20 protein-coding genes and 1 tRNA gene are annotated in these 25,439 nt (G+C 71.8%); 3 read left to right on the forward strand and 18 right to left on the reverse strand.

Annotation, left to right across the window (positions count from 1 at the left end):
- Nucleotides 1-107: 107 nt before the first annotated feature.
- The 3 genes from ACZ6ZP_RS06285 to ACZ6ZP_RS06295 all read right to left on the reverse strand — a co-directional run bounded on the left by ACZ6ZP_RS06285 (nt 108) and on the right by ACZ6ZP_RS06295 (nt 4,532).
- Complete coding sequence (locus ACZ6ZP_RS06285) at nt 108-749, reverse strand: IclR family transcriptional regulator (RefSeq protein ID WP_190080202.1); 642 nt, start codon at nt 747-749, stop codon at nt 108-110.
- Nucleotides 750-1,154: 405 nt separating this feature from the next.
- Entirely contained in the window at nt 1,155-2,951 is a 1,797-nt protein-coding gene (locus ACZ6ZP_RS06290) for a DEAD/DEAH box helicase (RefSeq protein WP_351171096.1), read from the reverse strand.
- Between the two features lie 123 nt (nt 2,952-3,074).
- Nucleotides 3,075-4,532 (reverse strand): MFS transporter, encoded by a 1,458-nt coding sequence (locus tag ACZ6ZP_RS06295; RefSeq protein ID WP_469405691.1) that lies wholly within the window; start codon nt 4,530-4,532, stop codon nt 3,075-3,077.
- A gap of 184 nt (nt 4,533-4,716) precedes the next feature.
- Between ACZ6ZP_RS06295 and ACZ6ZP_RS06300 the strand changes: the two genes are divergently transcribed.
- Nucleotides 4,717-4,788 (forward strand) — tRNA-Cys (locus ACZ6ZP_RS06300).
- Between the two features lie 181 nt (nt 4,789-4,969).
- Here ACZ6ZP_RS06300 and ACZ6ZP_RS06305 read toward each other — a convergent pair.
- The 7 genes from ACZ6ZP_RS06305 to ACZ6ZP_RS06335 all read right to left on the reverse strand — a co-directional run bounded on the left by ACZ6ZP_RS06305 (nt 4,970) and on the right by ACZ6ZP_RS06335 (nt 13,439).
- Entirely contained in the window at nt 4,970-5,509 is a 540-nt protein-coding gene (locus ACZ6ZP_RS06305; protein WP_351171090.1) for an AAA family ATPase, read from the reverse strand.
- On the reverse strand, nt 5,506-7,818 hold the full coding sequence (locus tag ACZ6ZP_RS06310) for a xanthine dehydrogenase family protein molybdopterin-binding subunit (RefSeq protein ID WP_351171087.1): 2,313 nt from the start codon (nt 7,816-7,818) through the stop codon (nt 5,506-5,508). Before ACZ6ZP_RS06310 ends, ACZ6ZP_RS06305 begins: the two co-directional genes overlap by 4 nt.
- A complete protein-coding gene (locus ACZ6ZP_RS06315) occupies nt 7,815-9,509 on the reverse strand; it encodes a (2Fe-2S)-binding protein (RefSeq protein WP_469405693.1) in 1,695 nt (564 codons plus the stop codon). Before ACZ6ZP_RS06315 ends, ACZ6ZP_RS06310 begins: the two co-directional genes overlap by 4 nt.
- Entirely contained in the window at nt 9,506-10,408 is a 903-nt protein-coding gene (locus tag ACZ6ZP_RS06320) for an FAD binding domain-containing protein (protein ID WP_351171081.1), read from the reverse strand. Before ACZ6ZP_RS06320 ends, ACZ6ZP_RS06315 begins: the two co-directional genes overlap by 4 nt.
- A 297-nt stretch (nt 10,409-10,705) precedes the next feature.
- Entirely contained in the window at nt 10,706-12,322 is a 1,617-nt protein-coding gene (locus ACZ6ZP_RS06325) for a beta-N-acetylhexosaminidase (protein WP_361469443.1), read from the reverse strand.
- 95 nt (nt 12,323-12,417) lie between these two features.
- On the reverse strand, nt 12,418-12,726 hold the full coding sequence (locus tag ACZ6ZP_RS06330) for a DUF3039 domain-containing protein (RefSeq protein WP_160505308.1): 309 nt from the start codon (nt 12,724-12,726) through the stop codon (nt 12,418-12,420).
- A 71-nt stretch (nt 12,727-12,797) separates the two neighbouring features.
- The gene (locus ACZ6ZP_RS06335; RefSeq protein ID WP_383822343.1) at nt 12,798-13,439 is read right to left on the reverse strand and encodes a YqgE/AlgH family protein; all 642 of its coding nucleotides are present in this window, start codon (nt 13,437-13,439) and stop codon (nt 12,798-12,800) included.
- 245 nt (nt 13,440-13,684) lie between these two features.
- On the opposite strand from ACZ6ZP_RS06335, the gene murA reads away from it, so the two are divergent.
- Entirely contained in the window at nt 13,685-15,028 is a 1,344-nt protein-coding gene (murA, locus tag ACZ6ZP_RS06340; RefSeq protein WP_361469450.1) for a UDP-N-acetylglucosamine 1-carboxyvinyltransferase, read from the forward strand.
- A 70-nt stretch (nt 15,029-15,098) separates the two neighbouring features.
- Here the strand turns inward: murA and ACZ6ZP_RS06345 are convergent, their stop codons facing one another.
- The 6 genes from ACZ6ZP_RS06345 to ACZ6ZP_RS06370 all read right to left on the reverse strand — a co-directional run bounded on the left by ACZ6ZP_RS06345 (nt 15,099) and on the right by ACZ6ZP_RS06370 (nt 22,032).
- A complete protein-coding gene (locus tag ACZ6ZP_RS06345) occupies nt 15,099-15,380 on the reverse strand; it encodes an HU family DNA-binding protein (protein WP_016645140.1) in 282 nt (93 codons plus the stop codon).
- 295 nt (nt 15,381-15,675) lie between these two features.
- Entirely contained in the window at nt 15,676-17,109 is a 1,434-nt protein-coding gene (locus tag ACZ6ZP_RS06350; RefSeq protein ID WP_469405696.1) for an NAD-dependent malic enzyme, read from the reverse strand.
- 349 nt (nt 17,110-17,458) lie between these two features.
- Nucleotides 17,459-19,813, reverse strand: coding sequence for a HelD family protein (locus ACZ6ZP_RS06355; RefSeq protein ID WP_351171064.1), 2,355 nt, complete (start codon nt 19,811-19,813; stop codon nt 17,459-17,461).
- 82 nt (nt 19,814-19,895) lie between these two features.
- Nucleotides 19,896-20,705 (reverse strand): anti-sigma factor family protein, encoded by an 810-nt coding sequence (locus tag ACZ6ZP_RS06360; protein WP_351171061.1) that lies wholly within the window; start codon nt 20,703-20,705, stop codon nt 19,896-19,898.
- A complete protein-coding gene (locus ACZ6ZP_RS06365; RefSeq protein ID WP_351171058.1) occupies nt 20,702-21,286 on the reverse strand; it encodes a sigma-70 family RNA polymerase sigma factor in 585 nt (194 codons plus the stop codon). The genes ACZ6ZP_RS06360 and ACZ6ZP_RS06365 overlap by 4 nt, the downstream gene beginning before the upstream one ends.
- A 158-nt stretch (nt 21,287-21,444) precedes the next feature.
- Entirely contained in the window at nt 21,445-22,032 is a 588-nt protein-coding gene (locus tag ACZ6ZP_RS06370; RefSeq protein ID WP_351171055.1) for a CGNR zinc finger domain-containing protein, read from the reverse strand.
- A gap of 166 nt (nt 22,033-22,198) precedes the next feature.
- On the opposite strand from ACZ6ZP_RS06370, the gene ACZ6ZP_RS06375 reads away from it, so the two are divergent.
- On the forward strand, nt 22,199-22,771 hold the full coding sequence (locus tag ACZ6ZP_RS06375; protein ID WP_469405699.1) for an anthrone oxygenase family protein: 573 nt from the start codon (nt 22,199-22,201) through the stop codon (nt 22,769-22,771).
- Here ACZ6ZP_RS06375 and ACZ6ZP_RS06380 read toward each other — a convergent pair.
- Both ACZ6ZP_RS06380 and ACZ6ZP_RS06385 read right to left on the reverse strand, forming a co-directional pair.
- Nucleotides 22,723-23,898 carry a uroporphyrinogen-III synthase gene (locus ACZ6ZP_RS06380; protein WP_469405701.1) on the reverse strand — a complete coding sequence of 392 codons (1,176 nt, stop codon included), beginning with the start codon at nt 23,896-23,898 and terminating at the stop codon, nt 22,723-22,725. The two genes, ACZ6ZP_RS06375 and ACZ6ZP_RS06380, sit on opposite strands and share 49 nt — an antisense overlap.
- A 131-nt stretch (nt 23,899-24,029) precedes the next feature.
- Nucleotides 24,030-25,376 carry a nitrate/nitrite transporter gene (locus tag ACZ6ZP_RS06385; protein ID WP_351171046.1) on the reverse strand — a complete coding sequence of 449 codons (1,347 nt, stop codon included), beginning with the start codon at nt 25,374-25,376 and terminating at the stop codon, nt 24,030-24,032.
- Nucleotides 25,377-25,439 lie beyond the last annotated feature (63 nt).

The raw sequence follows: 25,439 nt of genomic DNA on the forward strand, positions 1-25,439 counted from the left end.
TCGTGGGGGACCCCCCTGCTCCTTGAGAGCTTGGGGGAGATCGAGGACGAACTCGGCGAAGCCGGTGATCGGCGGCGCCCAGGAGGGCCCCGCTCGCCCGCGCGGCCTCAGCGCAGTGCGTCGGCGACCTCGCGGGCCGCGTCCACCACCCGCGGCCCCACCCGCTCCGGCACGGAGTCCGACAGCATGACCACGCCCACGCTGCCCTCGATCCCGGTCACGCCGACCAGCGGCGCGGCGGCCCCGCTCGCGCCGGCCTCCAGCTCGCCGTGCGTCAGCGCGTAGCCGGGGTCGGTGGCGAGCCCCTGCCGGGCGGCGAGGATCGCGCGGCCCGCGGCGCCCCGGTCGAGCGGGTGCCGGAAGCCGGTGCGGTACGCCACGTGGTAGTCCGTCCAGGTCGGCTCCACGACGGCGACGGCGAGGGCCTCGGTGCCGTCGACCAGCGTCAGATGCGCCGTCGCCCCTATGTCCTCGGCGAGGGAGCGAAGAGCGGGCAGCGCGGCCTCGCGCACCAGCGGGTGCACCTGGCGGCCGAGGCGGAGCACGCCGAGGCCCACCCTGGCCCGGCCGCCCAGGTCGCGGCGGACCAGGGCGTGCTGCTCAAGAGTGGCGAGCAGGCGGTACACCACGGTGCGGTTCACACCGAGCTTGTTCGACAGCTCGGTGACGGTGAGCCCGTGATCGGTGTCGGCCAACAGCTTGAGGACACGCAGTCCTCGGTCGAGCGTCTGGGAAGTCTCCGCGGTCACGACGCCCACTCCTTAGGTGAGGGTCGACGGCCCCTTTACGCGGCGGTTGCGTCGCCGGTCCCGTGGGCGACGCGCGTCAGAGGCCGCCGGTCGGAACTCCGGCTGCGCTCCGCGGCGGCGCTGCCACGGGGCGTGTACGTTGCGGGGACATTAGCGAGGCCGTCCCGCTCAGCGGAAGACTCCGTCCAGAATCCGGGCACGAGAGCGGTTGTTAGGGGCGCAATGCCCCATACGCGGGGCAGGCCGACGGGACTGCGCACGACTCCCGCACAGGGAATCCGCACTTGGAACGCACCGCTCCTCCCCCGCAGCGCGAAGCGCCGCCGGAAAGGGACCGGCGGGAGGAACCGCCGGTAGGGACTGCCGGGGTGACCGCCGGGAGGAACCCGCCGGAAGGGACCCGCCCTACTTCATGCGGGTGGCCCACTCGCCGACCTTCGCGATCCGCTGCCGCAGCTGCCCGCCGGTGGCCTCCGCGCTGGGCGGCCCGCCGCAGGTGCGCCGCAGCTCGGTGTGGATCACGCCGTGCGGCTTCCCGCTCTGATGGGAGTACGCGCCGACCATCGTGTTGAGCTGCTTGCGCAGTTCGAGCATCTCCTTGTGGGAGACCACCGGCCGCCGCTCGGCGGGCAGTTCGAGGAGGTCGGCCTCCTCGTCGGGCCGCTTCTTGCTGTGCGCGATCTGCCGGGCCTGCCGCTTCTGGAGCAGCATCTGCACCTGGTCGGGTTCCAGGAGCCCGGGGATGCCGAGATAGTCCTGCTCCTCCTCGCTCCCCGGGTGGGCCTGCATGCCGAACTCGGCGCCGTCGAAGAGGACGCGGTCGAAGACGGCGTCGGACTCCAGCGCCTCGAAGGAGAACTGCTCCTGCTCGCCGGTGTCCTCGTCCTCCTCCTTGTTCGCCTCGTCCATCTCCTTCTCGGACTCGGCGTAGGGGTCCTCTTCGCCTTCCTTCTTCGGCTTGTCGAGGACGTGGTCGCGCTCGACCTCCATCTCGTTGGCGTGGCCGAGGAGGTCGGGGACGGTGGGCAGGAAGACCGACGCGGTCTCGCCGCGCCGCCGGGAACGCACGAAACGGCCCACGGCCTGCGCGAAGAAGAGCGGCGTCGAGATCGTGGTGGCGTACACACCCACCGCCAGGCGCGGCACGTCGACGCCCTCGGACACCATCCGGACCGCGACCATCCACCGGTCGTTGCTCGCGGTGAAGTCGTCGATCCGCTTGGACGCGCCGGTGTCGTCGGAGAGGACGACGGTGGCCTTCTCCCCGGTGAGCTCGCGGATCAGCTTGGCGTACGAGCGGGCGGAGTCCTGGTCCGAGGCGATCACGAGCCCGCCCGCATCCGGGATGGCCTTCCTGACCTCGGTGAGGCGCTTGTCGGCGGCCTTCAGGACGTTCGGCATCCACTCGCCGCGTGCGTCGAGCGCGGTGCGCCAGGCCTGCGAGATGGCGTCCTTGGTCATCGGCTCGCCGAGCCGCGCGGCGATCTCGTCGCCGGCCTTGGTGCGCCACCGCATGTTGCCGGAGTAGGAGAGGAAGATGACGGGACGGACGACGCCGTCGCCCAGCGCGCTCCCGTATCCGTACGTGTAGTCGGCGGCGGACCGCCGGATGCCGTCGTTCCCTTCCTCGTACGCGACGAAGGGGATCGGGTTGGTGTCGGACCGGAAGGGCGTACCGGTGAGCGCGAGCCGCCGGGTGGCGGGCTCGAAGGCCTCCAGGCATGCCTCGCCCCACGACTTCGAGTCACCGGCGTGGTGGATCTCGTCGAGGATCACCAGGGTCTTGCGCTGCTCCACGCGGTTGCGGTGCAGCATGGGCCGCACGCCGACACCGGCGTACGTGATGGCGATGCCCTGGTACTCCTTGCTGAGCGGCCCCGCGCTGTACTCCGGGTCCAGCTTGATCCCTATCTTGGCCGCTGCCTCCGCCCACTGCTTCTTCAGGTGCTCGGTCGGCGCGACCACCGTCACCTGCTGCACGACATGGTGGTGCAGCAGCCAGGAGGCCAGCGTCAGCGCGAACGTCGTCTTGCCTGCGCCAGGTGTCGCGACGGCCAGGAAGTCACGCGGCTGCTCCTGGAGGTACCGCTCCATCGCCCCCTGCTGCCAGGCACGCAGCTTGTTGGCGGTGCCCCAGGGGGCGCGGCCGGGGAAGGCGGGAGAGAGGTGGTGGGATGCGGAGTTGGCGGCGGTGGTAGTCACGGTCTCCGGTATTTGACGGCTCGGGTACGTACGACAACCGGGCCACCCTACCGGTGCGGGTTGACGCGCCGCGGAGAACGGCACGGGGCGTGAGACGGGTGCGACCGGTCTCACACCATCCCCTCACTCCGTACGTTCCCTCAGCCGCGTCCCCACCCACGCCCCCACCAGGGCGACAGCCGCCATCGGCAGGAACACGGCGACGAAGGCCCCCGGATGCGAGCCGCTCGCCCCGCCCGCGCCGTGCGTCGCCCCGACCATGCCGCCGCCGAGTGCGGCGAAGGCGGCGCCGCCGACGGCCAGGAGCAGGGCGTTGGAGAGGCCGTCGGATATCTGCAGGGCGGCGGAGTTCGCGCCCGCGTCCTTCGGGGGCGAGAGGCGCAGGAGCAGCACGCTCGTGGATGCGATGACCATGCCCATGCCGAAGCAGCCGAAGGCCCAGGCGACGGCGACGGTCCACACCGGCACGGCCTCGATCAGGACGGTGGGCGCCGCCGCGATGGAGGCGGCGACGAGCACCATGCCGACCAGCATCAGCTTGCCGCGGTGGGGCTCCATGCGGGGCCGCGACTGTACGTAGGAACCGAGCGCCCAGGTCGCACCGCCCACGGCGAGCGAGAGCCCCGCCATGGTCGGACTGAGTCCCCGCTGGGTGACCAGCATCAGCGGCACGAACGACTCGGCGGCGATGAAGGACCCGGCGGCGATCCCCCGCAGCAGCACGACGGAGGGCAGCCCCCGGACCGCCCGGTAGGTGCCGCGCGGCAGCAGCCCCAGAACCGCGGGCACGAGGACGGCGGCGCCGACGGCCGCCGGGAGGAGCGAGAGCCACCGCAGATCCTGACCGGCGTACTGGAGGAGCCCGGCCCCCAGCGAGATCCCGAGCGCGAGCCGGACGCGCCGCCGGTCGAAGGCCTCGACGGGCGCGGAGGGGTCCACGGGCCCGGAAGCGGTGCGCCGGATCGCGGGCAGCGCGATGGCGAGCGGCGCCACGACCAGAACCGGTATCCCGACGAAGACCCAGCGCCACCCCAGGTGCTCGGTGACGGTCCCGGAGACCAGCGGCCCCACCACGGACGGCACGACCCAGCTGGCCGCGAACGCCGCGAGAATGGACGGGCGCAGGTGCTCCGGGTAGGCGCGGCTGACGACGACGTACAGCGCGACGATGACGAGACCGCCGCCGAGCCCCTGCACGGCACGGCCCAGGATGAACATCCACATGGCCCCGGCGGTCCCGGAGAGCAGCAGCCCCGCCGCGAAGGCGGCGATCCCGGTGGCCAGCGGCCCGAGCGGCCCGCGCCGGTCGGCCCACTGCCCGGAGAGCACCATGCCGAAGAGGCTGGTGGTGAAGTACGCGGAGAAGGCGAAGGCGTAGAGGGACACCCCGTCCAGCTCACGGGCGGCCACCGGCATCGCGGTCCCGACGGCGGTCGCCTCGAAGGCGATGAGCAGGACCACGGAGACGATGCCGAGGCTGAGCGCGCGATAGGGGGCGCGCAGGATTCCGCCCTTGAGCTCGGACGGCGGGGCTATCGGGGCGGCTGCGACTTCGGCGTCGCGAGGTTCCAGGGCGCTCATGCTGGCCAGCGTAAGGGGCGTGGCAGGCGGTGACCCCTGTCCTGAGGCGGCTCGCCCCTGGTCCCTTGGTCGTACGACCTCTCGCCGCGTTCATGAACGCGGTGTGGCAGTCCCGTTGCGGGGGCGGCGGATTCCTTGATCGGGCGGTGGCGGGCGCCTACGTTCAAGGAGTCGAGTTCAACTCGGCCGTGTGCCCGAGTGGCTTAGGGGCTGGCCTGCAAAGCCAGTAACGCGGGTTCGATTCCCGCCACGGCCTCACAGTGATCGAGGACGGTCCCCTGCGGGGCGGCCCGCCGGAAGCCGTCGGGCGTGGCGCCACACCCACGCGGGAACCAGCGCCTGAAGGGCGCCTGGTCGGCGAAGCCGGCTTCCCCTGCGACGTCGGCGGGCCCGGCACCCGCCGCGAGCAGTGGCCGCGTGCGCGGGAGCCGGCCGGCCTAGACCCGCGCCTCCTCCAACCGCTCCAGAATCGCGTCCACGGTCTCCTCGACCGTCAGGTCCGAGCTGTCCAGCCACAGGCCGATCCGGGGTGTGGTCTCCCGCAGGCCCGTGTCCAGGTCCTCGACCGTCCACGCGCCGTAGCCGGTCTTGCCGCGTCCGGCCTCCCGTGCGGCCACGGACTTTGGGCTCGGGGCCAGGACGACCACGTGCACCGGCCGCGTCCGCAGCAGGTCCACGTACGTCTTCAACTCCTCGCCCAGGATGACGTCCTGGACCACCGCGACGAAGCCCGCGGCCGCGTACGCGTCGGCGGTGGACGCCGACAGGCCGTACCGCAGGCGGAGTTGGGCCGCCGCCTCGTCCGAGGCGCCCGGCTCGTACTCCTGGCCGCCCGACACGATCATCCGGCGGAAGACGTCACCGCGCACGTGCGCCGCGCGCGGCAGGCGTTCGGCCAGGGCCTGCGCCACCGTGGACTTGCCCGAGGCCATGATCCCGGTGATGACGACGACCCCGCCGAGCGGCGCGGCCGTCATGTCGCCACCGCCGCCTGTGGGCGGATCGGCAGCCTGTTCACCGGCCGTCCGGTCGCCGCGCGCACCGCCGACGCCACCGCCGCCGGAGTCGTCACGACCGGCACCGCGCTCGCCGCCTTCGCGCCGAAGGGCGCCACCACGTCCCGCTCCTCCACCAGCTTCACGATGCGGATGTCGGGGGTGTCCAGGGCGGTCGGGAGCGCGTAGCCCGTGAGGTCGGGGTGGCGGACCAAGCCGCGCGGCGTGCGGAGGTTCTCCGTGAGGGCCGCGCCGACGCCCTGCGTGACGCCCGCCTCGATACGCACCTTGAGCTGGGTCGGGTTCAGGATGCGGCCCACGTCCTGGGCGACCGCGAGCTCCACCACCCGTACCGAACCGATCTCGATGTCCACGTCCACGACCGCGCGGATCGCGCAGAACGCCATGCCCACGAAGGCATCGCCCTGGCCCGCCTCGTCGAGGGGCTCCGTCGGGTGCGGGCGGCACTGGGCCGTGGCCCAGAGCTCCTTGCCGTCCATCGCCTCCGTGACGGTCGTGCTCAACACTCCGTCGTACGAGGTGATCTTGCCGTCGGTGATCTGGAGCAGCTCGGTGGACATCCCGAACTTGTGGGCCAGCGGCTGGAGAAGCTGCGTGCGCACCATCTTCGCCGCGCGCTCCACCGCGCCGCCCGACACCCAGGTGTGGCGGCCGTGGCAGCTCGGTCCCGCCGGGGGCTGGTCCGTGTCGACGGGGGCCACGCGCACGTCGTCGATGCCGAGCGTCTCCTGGACGATCTGGCGGGCGAGCGTGGAGAAGCCCTGGCCGGTCTCCACCGCCGCGCAGATGACCGTCGCGATACCGTCGTGGACCTTCACCGTGGCGGTGGAGACCTCGTCCGTGCCTTCCGCGCCCAGGAGTTGGACCATGCCGAGGCCGTAGCCGACGCCTCGGCGCACCGCGGCCGGTTCGCCCGCGCCCTCGGGTCCTCCGGGCAGCAGCCACTCGTCCTCGGGGGTGTCCTTGGGCAGCTCGGGCAGCGGGAAGTCCCGTACGGCGCCGAGGAGTTCGGCCACCGGGGCCGGGCACGTCACCGTCTGTCCGGTGGGCAGGATGTCGCCCGTGGCCATCGCGTTGCGCAGCCGCAGCTCCGCCGGGTCGATGCCCAACTTCTTTGCGATCTTGTCCATTTGGGCTTCGTAGGCCGCGCACACCTGCATGGCGCCCTCGCCCCGGACGTGTCCGGACGGCGGGTTGTTCGTGCGGACCGCCCAGCCCTCGATGAAGGCGTTCGGGACGACGTAGGGACCACAGGCGAAGGAGACGGCCGCGGCGAGCGCGTCCGACGAGGTGTCCGCGTAGGCGCCCGCGTCGAGCAGGACCTGCGCCTCCACCTTCACCAACTTGCCCTCGGCGTCCGCGTGATGGCGGTAGCGCAGCAGCGTCGGATGGCGGTGCGCGTGGCCCAGGAAGGACTCCTCGCGGGTCGCGGTGAGCTTCACCGGGCAGCCGGTGGTCAGCGCGAGCAGGCCGAGCGGGAGGTGGAAGCTGGCGTCCTCGCGGTCGGCGGTCGCGCCGGGGACTCCGGTGACGACGACCTTCACGATGCCCGGGTCGATGCCGTAGCAGGCCGCGGCCATGTCACGGTCGGTGTGCGGGTCGGTGGAGGCGATGTACAGCTCCACGCCCCCGTCGGGACGCGGCACCGCGAGCCCCGCCTCCGCGCCGATCGGCGCCGGGTCCTGGCGGCCGATGCGGTAGAGCCCCTCGACGACGAGCTCGCCCGCCGCCTCCGGGTCGCCGTGCCGCAGCGGGATGTGCCGGATCAAGTTGCCGTCGGGGTGCAGGGGTTCGGCCGCGAACGCCTTCTCCGGGTCGGTGACCGGCTCCAGCAGCTCGTACTCGACGAAGATGGCCGCGGCGGCCATCCGTGCCGTGTCGGGGTGGTCGGCGGCCACGGCCGCGATGGCCTCGCCGTGGTGGCGTACGACGTCGGACGCGAAGACCGGGCGGTCCGCGGTCTTGCGGCCGTGCAGCGCGTCGCCGGGCACATCCTCGTGCGTGACGACGGACCGCACGCCCGGCATCTCGCGCGCCTGGGAGGTGTCGATGGAGACGATGCGCGCGTGCGCGTGCGGCGAGCGCAGGACGGCCGCCCAGAGCAGCCCCTCCGCCCAGAGGTCGGACGCGTAGGGGAACGTGCCCTCCGTCTTGGCGCGCGCCTCGGCGGACGGCAACGAGGCACCGATGCCGTGCGGCAGGGGCTCCGGGCCCGGCTGCGGCTCCACTGCGGTCGCGGTGTTCGCCGTCGCCGCGGCTTCGTTGCTCACGCCTGGCCTCCGTCCTGGCCGTAGGGTCCTTCGTACGATCCGTCCCGCGCCGCCGGGTTGACCCCTCCGGCGCCGGGTCCCGCCTGGTGCGGAATGCGCGGCTCGCCCGGGTGGTCGCCCTGCGCCGACGGCTCGGCGGCGGCCGCGGACGCCTCGCGCTCGGCGACCACTTCCTGCACGGCGTCGAGCACACCGCGGTAGCCGGAGCAGCGGCACAGGTTGCCGCACAGGGCGCGGCGGGTCTCCAGGTCGGACGGGGCGGGGTTGCCCTCGAGAAGGTCGTGCAGGGTCATCGCCATGCCCGGTACGCAGAAGCCGCACTGGACGGCGCCGCAGGCGGCGAGCGCCCGCTGCACGTCGGAGGGTCTGCCGTCGACGGCGAGGCCCTCGACGGTGCGCACCTCGCTTCCGGCGGCCGTGGCGGCGGGCACCAGGCAGGAGGCGACGAGCCGGCCGTCCACCTGGACGTTGCAGGCACCGCACTCGCCCTGCGAGCAGCCGTCCTTGGCGCCCGCGAGGCCGAGGCGCTCGCGCAGGACGTAGAGCAGGGACTCGCCGATCCAGGCGTCGGTGACGGGGCGGTCGGCTCCATTGACGCGCAGGACGTAGGAGCAGAGGGGGTGTTCGTCGGAGGGGGCGGTGGCGGCGACCGCCTCCTCGGGGTCGGTCTCGCCGTCGGCGTCCGTTTCGGCCTCTGCTTCGGCCTCTGCTTCGGCCTCTGCTTCGGCGTCGGCCTCGGCTTCGACTTCCGCTTCGGTCTCGACTGCGGCCTCGGCCTCGGGAGCCGCGCCGACGGGGTCGGCCTCGACCTCGGCTTCGGGCTCGGGCTCCGGCGTCGGCTCCGCGAGCGCCTCAGGTACCTCGGGCGCCTCAGGTACCTCGGGCGCCATGGGCTCCTCGGGCACCACATGCATCTCAGGAGCGACCGGGGGCTCAGGGACGAAGGGCTCCGGGGGCACCACTGGCTCGTGGTGCTGCGGCTCGACATGCTGCTGCGGGTGCGAATGCGGGTGCAGGTGCGGCTCGACGTGCGGATACGGCTCGGCATGCGGCTGCTGCGCCTGCTCCGACCACGGCGCACCCGCGCCCGCGCCACCGGTCGCCCAGGGTGCCGCCGCGCCGCCCGGCAGCGTCGCGGGCGGCGTACCGCCCCACTGCGCGGCGAGCGAGGACGCGGTGAACTCACCCGATTCGTCCGGAAGATCACCATTGGCGACCGGAATCGACCACTGCCCCGTGACATCCGCCGGGGCAGGGGCGGCGGGTGCGTGCCCCTCCGCCTCGTGGAAGCTCCACTGCCCGGTGGCCCGGGGGTCGTACGCGTGCTCCTGGACGTCGTGACCGGCCGACTGATGCGACGGCTGATGCGACGGATGAGCGGCCGGCTCGGGCAATCCGCCCGCGGCGGGCCACTGCACGTTCTGGACGCCGGTGCCCATGCCGGTCACCTCGGGCGGCATGGCCCAGACGCCCGTGGCCGCCGGGTCCGTCGCGTCGGCGGTCGTCGGGGTGACCGTTATCTGCGGCGGCACGTAACCGTGGCCGGGCGCGGCGAGCGGCGAGTGGTCGAAGGAGTCCAGGGCGCCTTCCGGCAGCTGCACGAAGGCCGTGGCGTCCGAGTCGTACTCGCCCTGTGGATGCGGCTGCCAGCCGCCGTTGGCGGCGTTCCCATCGTGTCGGTCGTCACTCACGACAGTGCCCTCCCCAGTGCTCGTCGGGCCAGCGCGGCGACGGTGCGCCGCAGGTGCAGTACGGCGGGCGGCAGCGGCTGCGGGGAGCCGTCCTCCGCCGGAGGGTGGTCGGGGATGCACGCGGCGGCCACGTACTCACCGAAGGCGGTGAGCGCCTCCGGGACGATCGTCCGCTCGCCGTCCCAGTCGATCAGCGACGCGACCCACTCCTCGGCCTCCAGGGGCCGCAGCGGCATCGGGGCGACGGCGCCGACCGCGCAGCGCACGCCGCGCCGCGCGGGGTCGAGGACGAGCGCGACGGACGCGGTGGCGCGGCCGGGGCCGGTGCGTCCCGTCGCCTTCAGGAAGACCTGCGGGGCGTGCAGGAGCGGCAGCCGCACGAAGCCGATGAGCTCGCCGGGGCGGAGCATGTCCATCCCCGCGAGCAGGTGCGAGACGGGGACCTCGCGGCGCGCGCCGCCGGGGCCCGCGATGATGAGGACGGCTTCCAGGGCGGCGAGGACGGGCAGGGTGTCGCCGGTCGGGCCCGCCGTGGCGATGTTGCCGCCCAGGGTGCCCGCGTTACGGATCTGCGGGGGGCCCGCGGCGCGCGCGGCCGCGGCGAGCGCGGGGAACAGGGCGGCGAAGTCGGGCCGCCCGACGCGTGCGTGGGTGAGGCCGGCGCCGAGCAGCGCGTGGCCGTCCTGGTACTGCCAGCCGCGGATCTCGCTGATGCGGCCGAGGCCGACGAGCGCGGAGGGGCGCAGGAGGCCCGCGTTGACGGCGGCCATGAGGTCGGTGCCGCCGGCTACGGGCACGGCGGCGGGCATCGCGGCGAGTGCCTCGACGGCCTCGTCCAACGTCCCAGGCAGCGTCGCCGTCTGCGCGGTCTGCGCCGCCTGCGGTGCGTGCGTGGTCAAAACCGGCTGCCCCTTCCCGATGCCCGGCGGCTTTCTCGCCGTTCTCACCGTTACGCCTGTTCCGCCGTACGGTACGTGCTCACAGCCCGGACGTGGCAACTCTGGCACATCTTCCCCGGCCCCCGGCGCGGGGGTCCGCTAGGAGCCATTCGTCCGCAGACCTGGAGGATGTGCCGTTTTCACACGCCCTCGGCGGTCAGCGGGAATTGCCACTCTTCGGTGAGCCTTGTACGGCTTTCGTCCGGCTGCCCACGCTCCCAGCGAGGGCAGCCCGACACACGGACTATCGGGTGCGCCTCACACGTTCGGGGGCGCCCCGTCGATCGGGCGTCCGAGCACTCCTGGGCGCTTCTGCCACGGCAACGGGCCGCCCGGCGGGCGGTAGTCGACGCCGAGCGCGTCAAGTCGCGCGTAGTGCGGGTTCATTCGCCGCTCGAAGTCGGCGAAGTCGCGCTCGGCGGGCGCCGGGAGCGGACTCCAGGCGACCTCGGCGAAGGCGGCGAGGCGCGGGAACACCTGGTAGTCCACACGTCCGTGGTACTCCATCACCTCGGTCCAGACGTTCGCCTGGGTGCCGAGCACGTGCCGGGCCTCGTCGGCGGTGAGCTGGGGCGGCAGCGGCTCGAAGCGGTAGACGTCCTCCAGGGTGCGGACGAAGCCGATGGGCGCGGGCTCGTCGGGGCCGCCGTGCTGCCGGTGGTCCAAGTACACCTGCTGCTCGGGACACATGACGACGTCGTGCCCGGCCTTGGCCGCCGCGATCCCGCCGCCGTACCCGCGCCAGGAGGAGACGGTGGCGCCCTCCGCGAGGCCGCCCTCCAGGATCTCGTCCCAGCCGATGAGCCGGCGCCCGCGCGCGGTCAGCCAGGTGTCGAAGTGCCGGATGAACCAGCTCTGGAGACCGTCCTCGTCGCCGACCCCCAGCTCCTTGATGCGGGCCTGCGCGGCGGGCGACTCCTTCCACTGGCCCTTGGGACACTCGTCGCCGCCGACGTGGATGAAGGTGGAGGGAAAGAGCTCGAGGACTTCCTCGAACACCCCCTCGAAGAAGCGGAGGGTGTTCTCGGTCGGGGCGAGGACATTGGGGTTGACGCCCCAGGTGTCCCAGACGCCGAGCGACGCGGTGTCGACGACGTCGGTGTTGCCGAGCTCCGGATAGGCCGAGATGGCGGCCTGCGAGTGCCCGGGGATGTCGATCTCGGGTACGACGGCGATGTGCCGCTCATGGGCGTACGCGACGATCTCGCGGATGTCGTCCTGCGTGTAGAAGCCGCCGTGCGGGGTGTCGTTCCACAGCTCGGACGCGCGATGGCCCCACTTCGAACGCGGCCGCCACGAACCGGCCTCCGTCAGCTTCGGGTGGCGCTTGATCTCGATGCGCCAGCCCTGGTCGTCGGTGAGGTGGAAGTGGAAGACGTTCAGCTTGTGGGCGGCGAGGAGGTCCAGGTAGCGCAGGACGCCGTCCTTGGGCATGAAGTGCCGGGCCACGTCGAGCATCATGCCGCGCCACCGGAAGCGGGGGCTGTCCTCGATCAGGCACCCCGGGACGGCGACCGGAACCCCCGGCCGCAGGGGCGCCCGGCGGAAGGCCTCGGGCCCGATGAGCTGACGCAGGGTCTGCGCACCCCAGAAGACGCCGGGGGCGGCGCCGCCGGCGATCTCGATGCCGCGCTCCCCCACGGAGAGCCGGTACGCCTCGGGCGCGAGGGAGCCGTCGATCTCCAGCGATACGGCGTTGCCCTCGCCGGGGCCCAGGGGCAGGCCGAGCGCGGCGCCGAGGGTGGAGCGCAGCCAGCGTTCGGTGGACTCGGTGCCGGGTGCCGCGCGGAGCACGGTGGAGGGGTCGAGGAGAAAGCCTTCGGTGTGCGGTCCCTGTGCACGTGCGGGTGCCGGGATCAGTTGCTCAAAGGTCATGCGGCGAGGTTGCCACGCGGTTGCACAACGCAAAAGGGGCGTTGCGGTACACGCAACGCCCCGCCGCGAAGAGGGTCATGGAGCGGGCCGGGAGGCTACTTCTTGCCGCCGCCCTTGCCGTCCTTGCCGCCCTTGTCCTTGTCGCCACCGGCGCTCATGGACTCGTAGATCTCCTTGCACATGGGGCAGACGGGGTACTTCTTCGGGTCACGACCCGGCACCCACACCTTGCCGCAGAGCGCGACGACGGGCGTACCGTCGAGCGCGCTCGCCATGATCTTGTCCTTCTGGACATAGTGCGCGAAGCGCTCGTGGTCACCGTCACCGCTCGACACCTGCGGCGTCGGCTCAACGAGGGTCCCCGTACCTGCCCCGCGCTCGGGCTCGGGCTCAAGAGTGCTCATGGCATCCAAGGGTACCTACGCCCGCCGGTTCCGGGCATCGTCCGGACGGGGGCGGGCCGTACACATCCGGGTCAGTTGAGCGACGCGTCGTCCGGATACGTCGCCACCATCGCCAGTTCGCTCCGCTGCCGCCGCAGCACCGCGCGCCACAGCCGCTCCGGGTCCGGGGACGACACGTCTCCCGGCTCGGACTCGACCACGTACCAGGCGCCTTCGACGAGCTCGTCCTCCAGCTGGCCCGGGCCCCAGCCCGCGTACCCGGCGAAGATCCGCAGCGAGCCGAGCGCGGGGGCCAGGAGTTCGGGGGGTGTGTCCAGGTCGACCAGGCCGATCGCGCCGTGCACGCGGCGCCAGCCGATCGGCTCGCCTCGGCCCGGCCGCGGCCGCGGCCGGGAGCCGGGGGCCGAGGACGCCGAGGACGCCGAGGACGTGGAGTCCTCCTCCCCGGGGATCACCGCCACGCCCAGCGCCGAGTCCAGCGAGACGGGACCGCCCTGGAAGACGACTCCCGGCGCGCCGGCCAGATCGCCCCAGCCGTCCAGGATGTCCGCGACGTCCACCGGTGTGGGCCGGTTGAGGACCACGCCGAGCGAGCCCTCCTCGTCGTGGTCGAGGAGCAGCACCACCGCGCGGTCGAAGTTCGGGTCCGCCAGGGCAGGCGTGGCCACGAGCAGCCGCCCTGTGAGCGAGGACACCTCGGTCATGAACGACATGATCCCGCATCTTTGCCCCGCGGGGGGAGGCAATGCCCGTACAGGAGTGAATGCAGCTCAGGGGCGCACTGGCGCGTCTGGAGCGCACACTTTCGCCGGTGACCCGGAGTGTCCGGTTCCGAACGGTTCGTGTTGTCACGAACTCCTGACGTGTTTCGCGCCCCCTTGGCCTTACGGAAGGGGGGTACACGCCCATTACGCTTGCCCTTTGGTCCACCCGTCCATCCAATCGGAACGCGAGATTCATGACCGTCACCGACGATGTACTGCTTGTCCACGGCGGAACCCCGCTGGAGGGCGAGATCCGTGTCCGCGGCGCGAAGAACCTCGTGCCCAAGGCCATGGTCGCCGCGCTGCTCGGCAGCGCTCCGAGCAGGCTGCGCAATGTCCCCGACATCCGCGACGTCCGCGTCGTACGCGGACTCCTGCAGCTGCATGGCGTCACGGTCCGCCCCGGTGAGGAGCCGGGCGAGCTGGTCATGGACCCCTCGCACGTGGAGAGCGCCAACGTCGCGGACATCGACGCGCACGCGGGCTCCTCGCGGATCCCGATCCTCTTCTGCGGGCCGCTCCTGCACCGCCTGGGCCACGCCTTCATCCCCGGCCTCGGCGGCTGCGACATCGGCGGCCGGCCGATCGACTTCCACTTCGAGGTGCTCCGCCAGTTCGGCGCCACCATCGAGAAGCGCGAGGGCGGCCAGTATCTGGAGGCCCCGCAGCGACTGCGCGGCACGAAGATCCAGCTGCCGTACCCGTCCGTGGGCGCGACCGAGCAGGTCCTCCTGACGGCCGTGCTGGCCGAGGGCGTCACCGAGCTCTCGAACGCCGCCGTCGAACCTGAGATCGAAGACCTCATCTGCGTCCTGCAGAAGATGGGCGCGATCATCGCGATGGACACCGACCGGACCATAAGGGTCACCGGTGTCGACAGCCTGGGCGGCTACAACCACCACGCCCTCTCGGACCGCCTGGAGGCCGCCTCCTGGGCTTCCGCGGCCCTGGCGACCGAGGGCAACATCTACGTCCGCGGCGCCCAGCAGCGCTCGATGATGACATTCCTGAACACCTACCGGAAGGTGGGCGGTGCCTTCGAGATCGACGACGAGGGCATCCGCTTCTGGCACCCGGGCGGCTCGCTCAACGCGATCGCCCTGGAGACGGACGTGCACCCCGGCTTCCAGACGGACTGGCAGCAGCCCCTGGTCGTCGCCCTGACGCAGGCGGCGGGCCTCTCCATCGTCCACGAGACGGTCTACGAGTCCCGGCTCGGATTCACCTCCGCGCTCAACCAGATGGGCGCACACATCCAGCTCTACCGGGAGTGCCTGGGCGGCTCGCACTGCCGGTTCGGCCAGCGCAACTTCCTCCACTCGGCGGTCGTCAGCGGCCCCACGAAGCTCCAGGGCGCCGATCTGGTCATCCCCGACCTGCGCGGCGGCTTCTCGTACCTGATCGCGGCTCTTGCGGCGCAGGGGACGTCCCGCGTCCACGGCATCGACCTGATCAACCGCGGCTACGAGAACTTCATGGACAAGCTCGTGGAACTCGGCGCGAAGGTGGAGCTGCCCGGCAGGGCCACGCTCGGCTGACGCGGCCTCACGGCATGCAGAAGGGGCGGTCACCCGGTGGGTGACCGCCCCTTCTATGTACTGCCTGAGGCTACTTGCCCTTGGCGGCTTCCTTGAGCTTGGAGCCCGCCGAAACCTTGACGCTGTAGCCGGCCGGGATGTTGATCGGCTCGCCGGTCTGCGGGTTCCGGGCGGTGCGAGCGGCACGGTGGGTGCGCTCGAAGGTCAGGAAGCCGGGGATGGTGACCTTCTCGTCGCCCTTGGCAACGATCTCGCCGACGGTCTCGGCGAACGCGGCCAGCACGGCGTCGGCGTCCTTGCGGGTCACCTCGGCACGGTCGGCCAGCGCGGCCACCAGCTCACTGCGGTTCATGTTTGTACTCCCGTGTTCTTCTTGCCGTTGAGGCGTGCCACGCGGCGGAGCCGCATGATGGGCACAGCGAAGCCGATGCTGCCAGGGTCCTCGGTCAGGCCCCGGACCCGGGTCCGTCATCCGGACCCTCGCGCCCAGAAAGGCATCCTGCCCCCACCTGCGGCGGGAAAGCCAATCCGGGGCCCCGGGGGGTCACACGAAAAGCTTCACCGCCCCCTGAAGGTGGCAGTCGGGGGCGCGCTTCCACGCCACCCTAGAGGGCCTTGAGGACCCCTGCGTTCCGCGACGCGCCGTACTACTGGGCCGTGGCGCCTGTCACAGCCACCCCAGCCGCCTTCGCCGCGGTGCGCACCGCATCGGCGACCGCGCCCGCGACCTTGTCGTTGAAGACGCTGGGGATGATGTAGTTCGGGTTGAGCTCGTCCTCGGCGACGACGTCCGCGAGGGCGCCCGCCGCCGCCAGCATCATCTCCGTGTTGACGGTGCGCGACTGGGCGTCGAGCAGACCGCGGAAGACGCCGGGGAAGACCAGGACGTTGTTGATCTGGTTCGGGAAGTCCGAGCGGCCGGTGGCCACAACTGCCGCCGTCTGGCGGGCGATCGCGGGGTCGACCTCGGGGTCCGGGTTCGCGAGCGCGAACACGATGGCGCCTTCGGCCATGGCCGCGACGTCGTCGGCGTTCAGCACGTTCGGAGCCGACACGCCGATGAAGACGTCGGCGCCGACGACCGCTTCCTTGAGGGTGCCGCGGGCGCCCTCGGGGTTGGTGTTGTCGGCGATCCAGCGCAGCGGCGAGTCGGGCGCGGCGTCCACGAGGTCCTCGCGGTCCGCGTGCACGACACCGTGGATGTCGGCGACGACGGCGTGCTTGACGCCCGCCGCGATGAGCAGCTTGAGGATGGCCGTACCGGCCGCGCCCGCACCGGACATGACGACCCGTACGTCACCAATGCCCTTGTCCACCACGCGAAGTGCGTTGGTCAGCGCGGCGAGCACGACGATCGCGGTGCCGTGCTGGTCGTCGTGGAAGACGGGGATGTCGAGGGCCTCGCGCAGGCGCGCCTCGATCTCGAAGCAGCGCGGCGCCGAGATGTCCTCGAGGTTGATGCCCGCGAAGCCGGGGGCGATCGCCTTCACGATCTCGACGATCGCGTCCGTGTCCTGGGTGTCCAGGCACAGCGGCCAGGCGTCGATCCCCGCGAAGCGCTTGAAGAGGGCCGCCTTGCCCTCCATGACGGGCAGCGCGGCCTTCGGGCCGATGTTCCCGAGCCCCAGGACGGCCGAGCCGTCCGTTACGACCGCAACGGAGTTGCGCTTGATGGTGAGGCGGCGCGCGTCCTCGGGGTTCTCGGCGATCGCCATGCACACGCGGGCCACGCCCGGGGTGTAGATCATGGAGAGGTCGTCGCGGTTGCGGATGGGGTGCTTGGACGCCATCTCGATCTTGCCGCCGAGGTGCATCAGGAACGTACGGTCGGAGACCTTGCCGACGGTGACGCCCTCGATGGTGCGCAGCTGCGCGACGATCTCGTCGCCGTGCGTCGTGGAGGTCGCCGCGATCGTGACGTCGATCCGGAGCGCCTCATGCCCGGAAGCCGTGACGTCGAGGCCGGTCACCGAGCCTCCGTGGGACTCGACGGCCGTGGTGATCTGGGAGACCGCGGTGCCGCTCGCGGGCACCTCCAACCGGACCGTGTTCGAGTAGGAGACGCTGGGCGCCGTTGCCATGGCCGACTTCCTCTGCTTTCACCGTGTTGCTCTTGCCGTCCGATCGTCGCACCTACCACTCAGTACGTGGTAGCCGCCTCGGATTGCGAACGTTTCGTTCACCGCTTTTTCGGAAACTTGTTTCCACCATACGAGAAGTTGAAGGCCCTCGGTAGGGGGAAACGGAAAGAGGCCCTCGTCACGTGGTGACGAGGGCCTCTCCCTACGTTAATGACACCGACCCGCCATGCTCGCCTCGCGGCAAGTGGTCGCTCGTAGCGACGAAGGTTGGGCCCGGGGGCTTGGATCGAGCCGGTGCCACATCAACGGTAACAAACGATCCCCGCAAGGCAATTCCCGTCCCGCAAAGTCATTCGCGGAGCAGGTCCGGCACCCCTTCCCCGTCCGGGTCGTCGCGCTCGCCGGACAGGACCGTCAGCTGCTGCGTCGCCCTGGTCAGCGCCACGTACAGGACCCGCAGGCCCGCGGGCGACTCGTCCGCGATCTCCGCGGGCGACACGACCACCGTGGCGTCGTACTCCAGGCCCTTGGCCTCCAGGCTGCCGAGGGCCACCACGCGGTCGCCCAGTCCCTCCAGCCAGCGGGCCGCCTGCTCGCGGCGGTTCATCGCCACGACGACGCCGACGGTGCCGTCCACCTGGTCGAGCAGCCGCGCCGCCTCCTCGCGCGCCGAGGCGCCGAGGTCCTTGTCGCGCACGACGGCGAAGCGGGGCTCGACTCCCGTGGACCGGACGGCCGACGGCGACTCGGAGCCCGGCATCGCGAGCGCGAGCACCTTGGCGGCGAGATCGGCGATCTCGGCCGGGTTGCGGTAGTTGACGGTGAGGGTGAAGCGGCGGCGCGGGCGGGAGCCGAGCGCCTCGTCGCGGGCGGCGGCCGCCTCGTCCGGGTCGGACCAGGAGGACTGCGCGGGGTCGCCGACGATCGTCCACGTGGCGTGCCGGCCCCTGCGGCCGACCATGCGCCACTGCATGGGGGTCAGGTCCTGCGCCTCGTCGACGATGACGTGCGCGTACTCGGTGCGCTCCGCCGCGAGCCGCTCGGCGCGCTCGCGCTGGGACTCCTCGCGCTGCGGCATCAGTTCGTCGAGCCCGGTGAGCAGGTCGAGGGGGTCCAGGTCCTTCTTCTTGCGGGGCCTGGGCGGCGTACCGAGGATCGACTGGAGCTCGTCGATGAGCGCCACGTCGTGCACGGACAGGGCGTCGCGCTTGAGGGAGCGGGCGACCTTGCGGACCTCGCCCGGGTTCAGGACGCGGCGCGCCCAGCGGCCCAGGCGGCGCTCGTCGCCCATCGCCGAGAGCACGGCGCGCGGGGTGAGTTCGGGCCACCAGGCGTCCAGGAAGCGGATGAAGTCGTCCTCGGATGTGATGTCCTCGTCGAACGACGAGCGCAGCTCGGCGGCGAGCTCCGGGTCGCTGTGCCGGCCCGCGGAGCCGGACTGCGACCACAGGGCGTCCAGGAGAAGCTTCCGGGCGCGCGGGCGCAGCAGGTTGACGGGAGCCGTGCCGCTGAGCGCGTTGCGGCGGATGCGGCCCAGCGCGTCGGCCTCCAGCTCCAGGCGGCGCCCGAAGGCGACCACACGCAGCCGTGTGGGCGTCGGTGCGGGGGCCTGGGGCGCGTCCTCGTCCTCCTCCTCGCCGAAGGACAGCTGGCCCTCCTGCGAGGCGGCCCGCACCGCGGCGGTGCCGCTCTCCAGCGCGCCCCGCGCGGCCTTGCGCAGGACGTGCAGCATCCGGGACGAGCCCTTGACCCGCGCCACCGCGGGAGAGTCGTAGACCGTGGCCTCCACCGCGCCCGCCGCGTCGTCGGCCAGCGCACCCACCGCGCGGATCGCGACCTGCCCCTCCTCGCCCAGCGAGGGCAGCACGCCCTCCGTGTAGGCCACGAGCAGCGGGGTCGGGGAGACGATGAGGATGCCGCCCGCGTACCGCCTGCGGTCCTGGTAGAGGAGGTAGGCCGCGCGGTGCAGGGCCACGGCGGTCTTGCCGGTGCCGGGTCCGCCCTCGACGTACGTCACCGAGGCGGCGGGGGCCCGGATCACCATGTCCTGTTCGGCCTGGATCGACGCCACGATGTCCCGCATCGTGTGGCTGCGGGCCTGGCCGAGCGCCGCCATCAGGGCGCCGTCGCCGATGACCGGCAGGCTCTCGCCGTCCAGGGTCGCCGTGAGCTCCGGGCGCATCAGGTCGTCCTCGACGCCCAGGACCTTGCGGCCCTTGGAGCGGATGACCCGGCGGCGCACGACACGGCCCGGGTCGACCGGCGTCGAACGGTAGAAGGGCGCCGCGGCCGGGGCCCGCCAGTCGATCACCAGCGGGGAGTAGTCCGCGTCCAGGACGCCGATGCGGCCGATGTGCAGGGTCTCGGCGATCTCGGCGGTGTTGTTCTCGCTCACCGCGTCCTCGGCCGGTTCGACCGATGTGTAGGCCCCGTCCGGGCCCTTCTTGCCGTCCTTGCCCAGCAGCAGGTCGATCCGTCCGAAGAGGAAGTCCTCGAACTCGCTGTTGAGCCGGTTGAGATGTACTCCCGCGCGGAACACCTGCGCGTCCCGCTCGGCGAGCGCACCAGGCGTGCCGACCTGGGAGCGCTTGGCCGCGTCGGTCATGAGGAACTCGGCCTCGTGGATCTTCTCCTCGAGACGCCGGTAGACCTGGTCGAGATGTTCTTGTTCGACGCTGATCTCACGGTCGCGTACGTCGGCCACCGAGGCCCCTTTCCGGACGTGCAGCTGCCCTATTGAGCAGCCGTCTACCGTACGCGAAAGGGGACCCCTGTGTGCACTTGTCTTACGCGTCCACCTCCACCAGGCGATCACCGTCGAACGTGGTCACCTCGAAGTGGTCGATGTCGTTGCGGTCCATCGCGGCGCCCCCGTGGACGTACAGCGGACCGCGCGCCCATTTGTTCGGGCTGTCCTCGATGCCGTAACCCCACTTCGGGACGGACCAGGTGGTCACCGTCTCCTTCTCGCCGTCCTTGCCGACCGCGACCAGGGAGCACTTGAGCGGGCCCTTCACGTTCTTCAGCTCCAGGACCGCGTGCGTGCCCCAGGCCTTCTTCTCCGTGCCGACCGTGGCGCTGACCTTGGTCTTCGGGTCCGTGGCCTTGATCTTGTCGTCCATGTGGTTGAAGAAGGCGTCCTCGGCGGGGCTCGTGGGGTGCGGCTCGCCCGCCACGTCCGTCGTACCGCCGTCGTCGCTCACCGCGAGGACCGTCAGCGGCCCGCCGACGATCAGTGCCGCCGCGGCGGCCACCATGTACATGCCGCGCCGGCGCTTCTGTGCGCGCTTCACGGAGACCTCGTCCACCAGCCGGTCCGCCAGGCGCGGGCTCGGCCGCGCGGCGAGCTGCTCGCCGATCTCCGGTACGGGACGCACACCGCGCGCGCCCGGGAAGTCCGCGAGCGCGGCCAGCATCGGCTCCATGCCGGAGAACTCCTCCAGCTGGTGCGCGCAGTAGGCGCAGCCCGCCAGATGGGCCTCGAAGGCCGTCGCCTCCGCGTCGTCGAGGATGCCGAGGGCGTAGGCGCCGACGGTCTCGTGCACGTCGCCGGCCTCCGCATGGCCACGCGCGTCATGTCCGTAGGACTCGTTCATGCCGTCACCCCCCGCTCCTCGAGCGCAAGCTTCATCGAGCGAAGCGCGTAGAAGACCCGCGAACGCACCGTCCCACTGGGTATACCCAACGTCTCGGCCGCCTCATTGACCGTACGCCCTTTGAAGTAGGTCTCGACAAGTACCTCCCGGTGCGCGGGAGTCAGGTCGTCGAGCGCGTCCGAGAGAGTCATCAGCCACAGCGCCTTATCGATCTCGTCCTCCGCGGGGATGACCTCCAGCGGCGACGGATCGACCTCCTGCGGCCGGGCCTGCCGACTGCGGTGGCCGTCGATGACGATGCGCCGGGCGACCGTCACCAGCCAGGGGCGTACCGAACCGGTCGCACGATTGAGCTGACCGGCGTTCTTCCAGGCACGGATGAGCGTTTCCTGTACGACATCTTCGGCGCGCTGCCGGTCGCCCGCCACAAGGCGGAGCACATAGGCCAGAAGTGGACCCGCGTGCTCGCGGTAGAGGGCGCGCATCAACTCCTCGTCCGGTCCGTTGCGTCGGGGGACCAGGCGATGTCGGTGCGGGCGTTCCTGCGGGCGCTCATCGGCCACGGCGGAATCCTTGCGCACGTCTGCCTCCGGTGTCCGCTCTTCGTCGGGCTTCGCCCTGTCGGCTGTCGTAGCCCTGTCGGCTGTTCACCCGGACTTACGTAGGTGACCGGAGCTGTGTTCAACGGAGATCACACGAGTTTTTCCGCGGCTTCCCGCCGGGCGGCGCCGGGCCCGCTTCAGGCCCGCGCGAGCGCCGCCCGCCGCCGGTGTCTGGCCACCCGCTCACGGTTGCCGCACACCTCACTGGAGCACCAGCGGCGGCGGCGCCCGCGGGACGTGTCCAGGTACACGATGGGGCAGTTGTCGCCCTCGCACTGGCGCAGCAGGGCGCGCGCCGCGGGGTCGGTGAGCAGGTCGACGGCGTCACGGGCGACGGCGGCGAGCAGGGCCGCGCACCGGGGGTGGCCGTCCAGGGCGCGGACCAGGCTGCCGTCGGGGTGCCGGACGGCGCGCGGGGCCGGCGGCGGCGTCGCGGCGAGGACGTTGACCCTGGCCAACGCGGTGTCCGCGGACCGCCCTTCGAGTTCGGCGAGGACCAACTGGCCGATGTGGCCCCGCAGTTCGCGGAAGGCCACGAGCCAGACCGGTCCCGCCCCCGGCAGGGCGGTGTGATCCGGGATGAGCCCGGCGCCCGCGAGCCAGGCACGCAGCCGGTCCACGGAGTCGAGCCGTTCCACGGGATGGTTCGTCGCCACGAGATCCAGACAGCTCCGCCCGGAGTCGAATCGCAGCTCGTACGTGGCCGGGTCCATGCCCAGTGCCATGCGCCTGTCACCGCCTTGTGGGGTTACCGGTGAGTGCTCCCCCTTACAGTGCCTCGCCTCGGGCGGGTGCGGAACCCCTGCCACCGTGCAGGCGTGAGACGCATGCTTATGGGGGCGCGCTTCGGAACCATGGTCGGGCGCCCGTCCGGCCGGTTGACTCGGTCCCATGAGAGAGAACCGAGTGACGAACCAGCGGAGGCAGGGCAGCGCCGGGGCCGTACTGGGGGCGGCCGTCGTCGCCATGGGCCTGATCTCCGGAACCTTCTACATCTTCTCCTGCGGCGTCATGCCCGGCCTGGGCCGCAGCGACGACCGCGTCTTCATCGAGGTCATGCAGAACATGAACGACGCGTTCAACAACCCGGTCTTCTTCGCGAGCTTCTTCGGGGCGCTGGTCCTCACGGCGGTCTCCGCGTGGCAGCTGCGCGGCACGAGCTCGTACCGGTGGGTGCTCGCGGCGCTCGTCCTCTACCTCGTGGCCTTCGCGGTCACGTCGGTCGTGAACGTGCCCCTGAACGAGGAGCTGGCGGACGCGGGCGACCCGGCGAAGATCGCCGATCCGGCCGCCGTGCGCGAGCAGTTCGAGGACGCGTGGCTGGCCTGGAACGTCGTACGCGCCCTGGTCTCCACCGTCGCGATCGGCCTGCTCGCGCGGGCCCTTGTGCTCCTCGGCCGGGGCAACGGGGCCCGTCAGTCGGAGTACTTGGACCCGGCGGCCGGATCAAGCGCGAGCCGGTAGCCCCGCTTGACGACCGTCTGGACGAGCTTGGGCGCGCCAAGTGCCGTACGCAGCCGGGCCATCGCCGTCTCCACGGCGTGCTCGTCGCGCCCCGAGCCGGGCAGCGCGCGCAGCAGTTCGGCGCGGGAGACCACCCACCCCGGGCGCCGCGCGAGCGCCCGAAGCAGCGACATGCCCGCGGGCGGCACGGGCCGCAGCTCGTCGTCGACCAGGACGGCGTGACCGCGGATCTCGACGCGGTGGCCCGCTATGGGCAACGTACGGGCGCGGGAGGGCAGTTCCTGGCACAGGATCTGTACGAGGGGGCCGAGCCGGAAGCGTTCGGGCTGCACCGTCTCGACGCCGCGGGCCTGCAGCGGCAGCGCGGTGACCGGGCCCACGCAGGCGGACAGGACGTCGTGCTGAAGGGCGGCGAAGAGCTCGATCGACATGCCGCGGTCCTCGGCGCGGGCCAGGAAGGACGCGGCGGCGGGCGCGCTGGTGAAGGTCAGGGCGTCGACGGCGCGCGCGACGGTGGCGTCAAGGAGCCGGTCGACGGGGGCGAGGTCCTCGGGCGGCATCCACCGGTAGACGGGCACGCCGACGACGTCCGCTCCCCCGGCGCGCAGCGACTCGATGAAGCCGGGCAGCGGTTCGCCGTGCAGCTGGAGCGCGACGCGCTTGCCCTCGACGCCTTCTTCGAGCAGCCGGTCGAGCACCTCCGCCATGGACTCGGATGCGGGCGACCACTTCTCGGTGAGCCCGGCGGCGCGAATGGCGCCTTTGACCTTGGGCCCGCGGGCGAGCAGCTCCACGCCCCGCAGGCACTGAAGCAGCGCCTCGCCGAAGCCCCAGCCGTCGGCGGCCTCGATCCAGCCGCGGAACCCGATGGCGGTGGTGGCGACCACGATGTCGGGCGCGTGGTCGATGAGCTCCTTGGTGGCGGAGAGGAGTTCGCTGTCGTCGGCGAGCGGGACGATGCGCAGGGCGGGAGCGTGCAGGACGGTGGCGCCGCGCCGCTGGAGCAGCGCTCCGAGCTCGTCGGCGCGCCGGGCGGCGGTGACGCCGACGGTGAATCCGGCGAGGGGTGCGTGGCCGTTCTTCTGGTGACCGTTCTTCTGCTGACCGTTCTGAGGGGTCGCGTGCATGGCAGCTGCTCTCGTCCCGCTAGTACTGCGTGATGGGTGGTCCGGGGTTGGACGAGCTTGCCAACAGCCCGTGACAACCCCGGATCACCACGATGTCGTACGTGTAACACCAGGCTACGACCGCCTCTCTCTCAGACCTCCGCGTATGTGAGCTGGGGCTTCGTCTCCGCGTCGGCGCTCTGCCCGGAGTCCGGGGCGGGCGCGGGGCGGCGAAGGTATACGGCCCAGGTGACGCAGAAGCACGCCGCGTAGAAGGCCAGGAAGGCCAGGAAGGCGCCGGTCCCGGACCCCACGGTCTGGAAGGACTGCCGGAAGGCGAGGTTGATCCCGAGCCCGCCGAGCGCGCCGACGGCGCCGATGAGCCCCATCGAGGCACCGGAGAGCCGCCGCCCGTAGGCCGCGGCGGCTTCCCCCTGGAGCCCCTTCTGGAGGGCCTTGGCCTGGAAGATGCCGGGGATCATCTTGTACGTGGACCCGTTGCCGAGCCCGGTGAGCACGAAGAGGGCGATGAAGGCGCCGACGAAGAGGGCGAGCGACTCGCGCATGGAGGCGACGACCACGACAGCGGTGGCCGCGCCCATCCCGACGAAGTTCCACAGCGTGATGCGGGCCCCGCCGAACCGGTCGGCGAGCCGCCCGCCGACGGGCCGGATGAGTGAGCCGAGCAGCGGCCCGATGAAGGTGACGGCGGCGGCCTGGAGCGGAGTACGCCCGAACTGGGTCTGCAGGACGAGCCCGAAGGCGAAGCTGTAGCCGATGAAGGACCCGAAGGTCCCGACGTAGAGGAAGGCCATGATCCAGGTGTGGGCGTCCCGGACGGCCTCCTTCGCGGCGCCGGTGTCGTTCTTCACGGTGGCGAGGTTGTCCATGAAGAGGGCGGCGCAGAGGGCGGAGACGAAGATGAGGGGGATGTAGATCCCCAGGAGCACGCGGGGCCCGCCCCCGGCCCCGATGACCGCGAGCCCGGCGAGCTGGACGACGGGTACGCCGATGTTGCCGCCACCGGCATTGAGCCCAAGGGCCCACCCCTTCTTCCGCAGCGGGAAGAAGGAGTTGATGTTGGTCATGCTGGAGGCGAAGTTGCCGCCGCCGACGCCGGTGAGGAGGGCGCAGAGCATGAAGGTGGTGTAGGAGGTGCCGGGCTCCATCACGGTGAAGGCCGCGATGGTGGGCACGAGGAGCGCGCCGGCCGCGATGATCGTCCAGTTGCGCCCGCCGAAGCGGGCGACGGCGAAGGTGTAGGGGACGCGGGCGACGGCTCCCACCAGGGTGGCCATGGACACCAGGAAGAACTTCCCGGCGGGGTCGATCCCGTACTCGGGCCCCATGAAGAGCACCATCACGGACCACAGGGTCCAGATGGAGAACCCGATGTGCTCCGAGAGGATCGAGAACACCAGGTTCCGCCGGGCGACGCGCTCGCCTCCCTCCTCGTTCCAGAACCTCTCGTCCTCCGGGTCCCACCGCTGGATCCACATGACAGGCCTCATCTCCACGGCTTGCGGCTGATGACCCGAAGGTAGGGAGGCCGGGTTTCAGCC

Source organism: Streptomyces sp. NPDC054047 (genome assembly GCF_055585065.1).

Bases quoted from the DNA above. Each gene is read 5' to 3' on its own strand.
- ACZ6ZP_RS06295 (WP_469405691.1), bottom strand. From the start codon at position 4,532: ATGAGCGCCCTGGAACCTCGCGACGCCGAAGTCGCAGCCGCCCCGATA.
- ACZ6ZP_RS06305 (WP_351171090.1), bottom strand. From the start codon at position 5,509: ATGACGGCCGCGCCGCTCGGCGGGGTCGTCGTCATCACCGGGATCATG.
- ACZ6ZP_RS06325 (WP_361469443.1), bottom strand. From the start codon at position 12,322: ATGACCTTTGAGCAACTGATCCCGGCACCCGCACGTGCACAGGGACCG.
- ACZ6ZP_RS06330 (WP_160505308.1), bottom strand. From the start codon at position 12,726: ATGAGCACTCTTGAGCCCGAGCCCGAGCGCGGGGCAGGTACGGGGACC.
- ACZ6ZP_RS06335 (WP_383822343.1), bottom strand. From the start codon at position 13,439: ATGTCGTTCATGACCGAGGTGTCCTCGCTCACAGGGCGGCTGCTCGTG.
- murA (WP_361469450.1), top strand. From the start codon at position 13,685: ATGACCGTCACCGACGATGTACTGCTTGTCCACGGCGGAACCCCGCTG.
- ACZ6ZP_RS06345 (WP_016645140.1), bottom strand. From the start codon at position 15,380: ATGAACCGCAGTGAGCTGGTGGCCGCGCTGGCCGACCGTGCCGAGGTG.
- ACZ6ZP_RS06350 (WP_469405696.1), bottom strand. From the start codon at position 17,109: ATGGCAACGGCGCCCAGCGTCTCCTACTCGAACACGGTCCGGTTGGAG.
- ACZ6ZP_RS06360 (WP_351171061.1), bottom strand. From the start codon at position 20,705: ATGAACGAGTCCTACGGACATGACGCGCGTGGCCATGCGGAGGCCGGC.
- ACZ6ZP_RS06370 (WP_351171055.1), bottom strand. From the start codon at position 22,032: ATGGCACTGGGCATGGACCCGGCCACGTACGAGCTGCGATTCGACTCC.
- ACZ6ZP_RS06375 (WP_469405699.1), top strand. From the start codon at position 22,199: ATGAGAGAGAACCGAGTGACGAACCAGCGGAGGCAGGGCAGCGCCGGG.
- ACZ6ZP_RS06380 (WP_469405701.1), bottom strand. From the start codon at position 23,898: ATGCACGCGACCCCTCAGAACGGTCAGCAGAAGAACGGTCACCAGAAG.
- ACZ6ZP_RS06385 (WP_351171046.1), bottom strand. From the start codon at position 25,376: ATGTGGATCCAGCGGTGGGACCCGGAGGACGAGAGGTTCTGGAACGAG.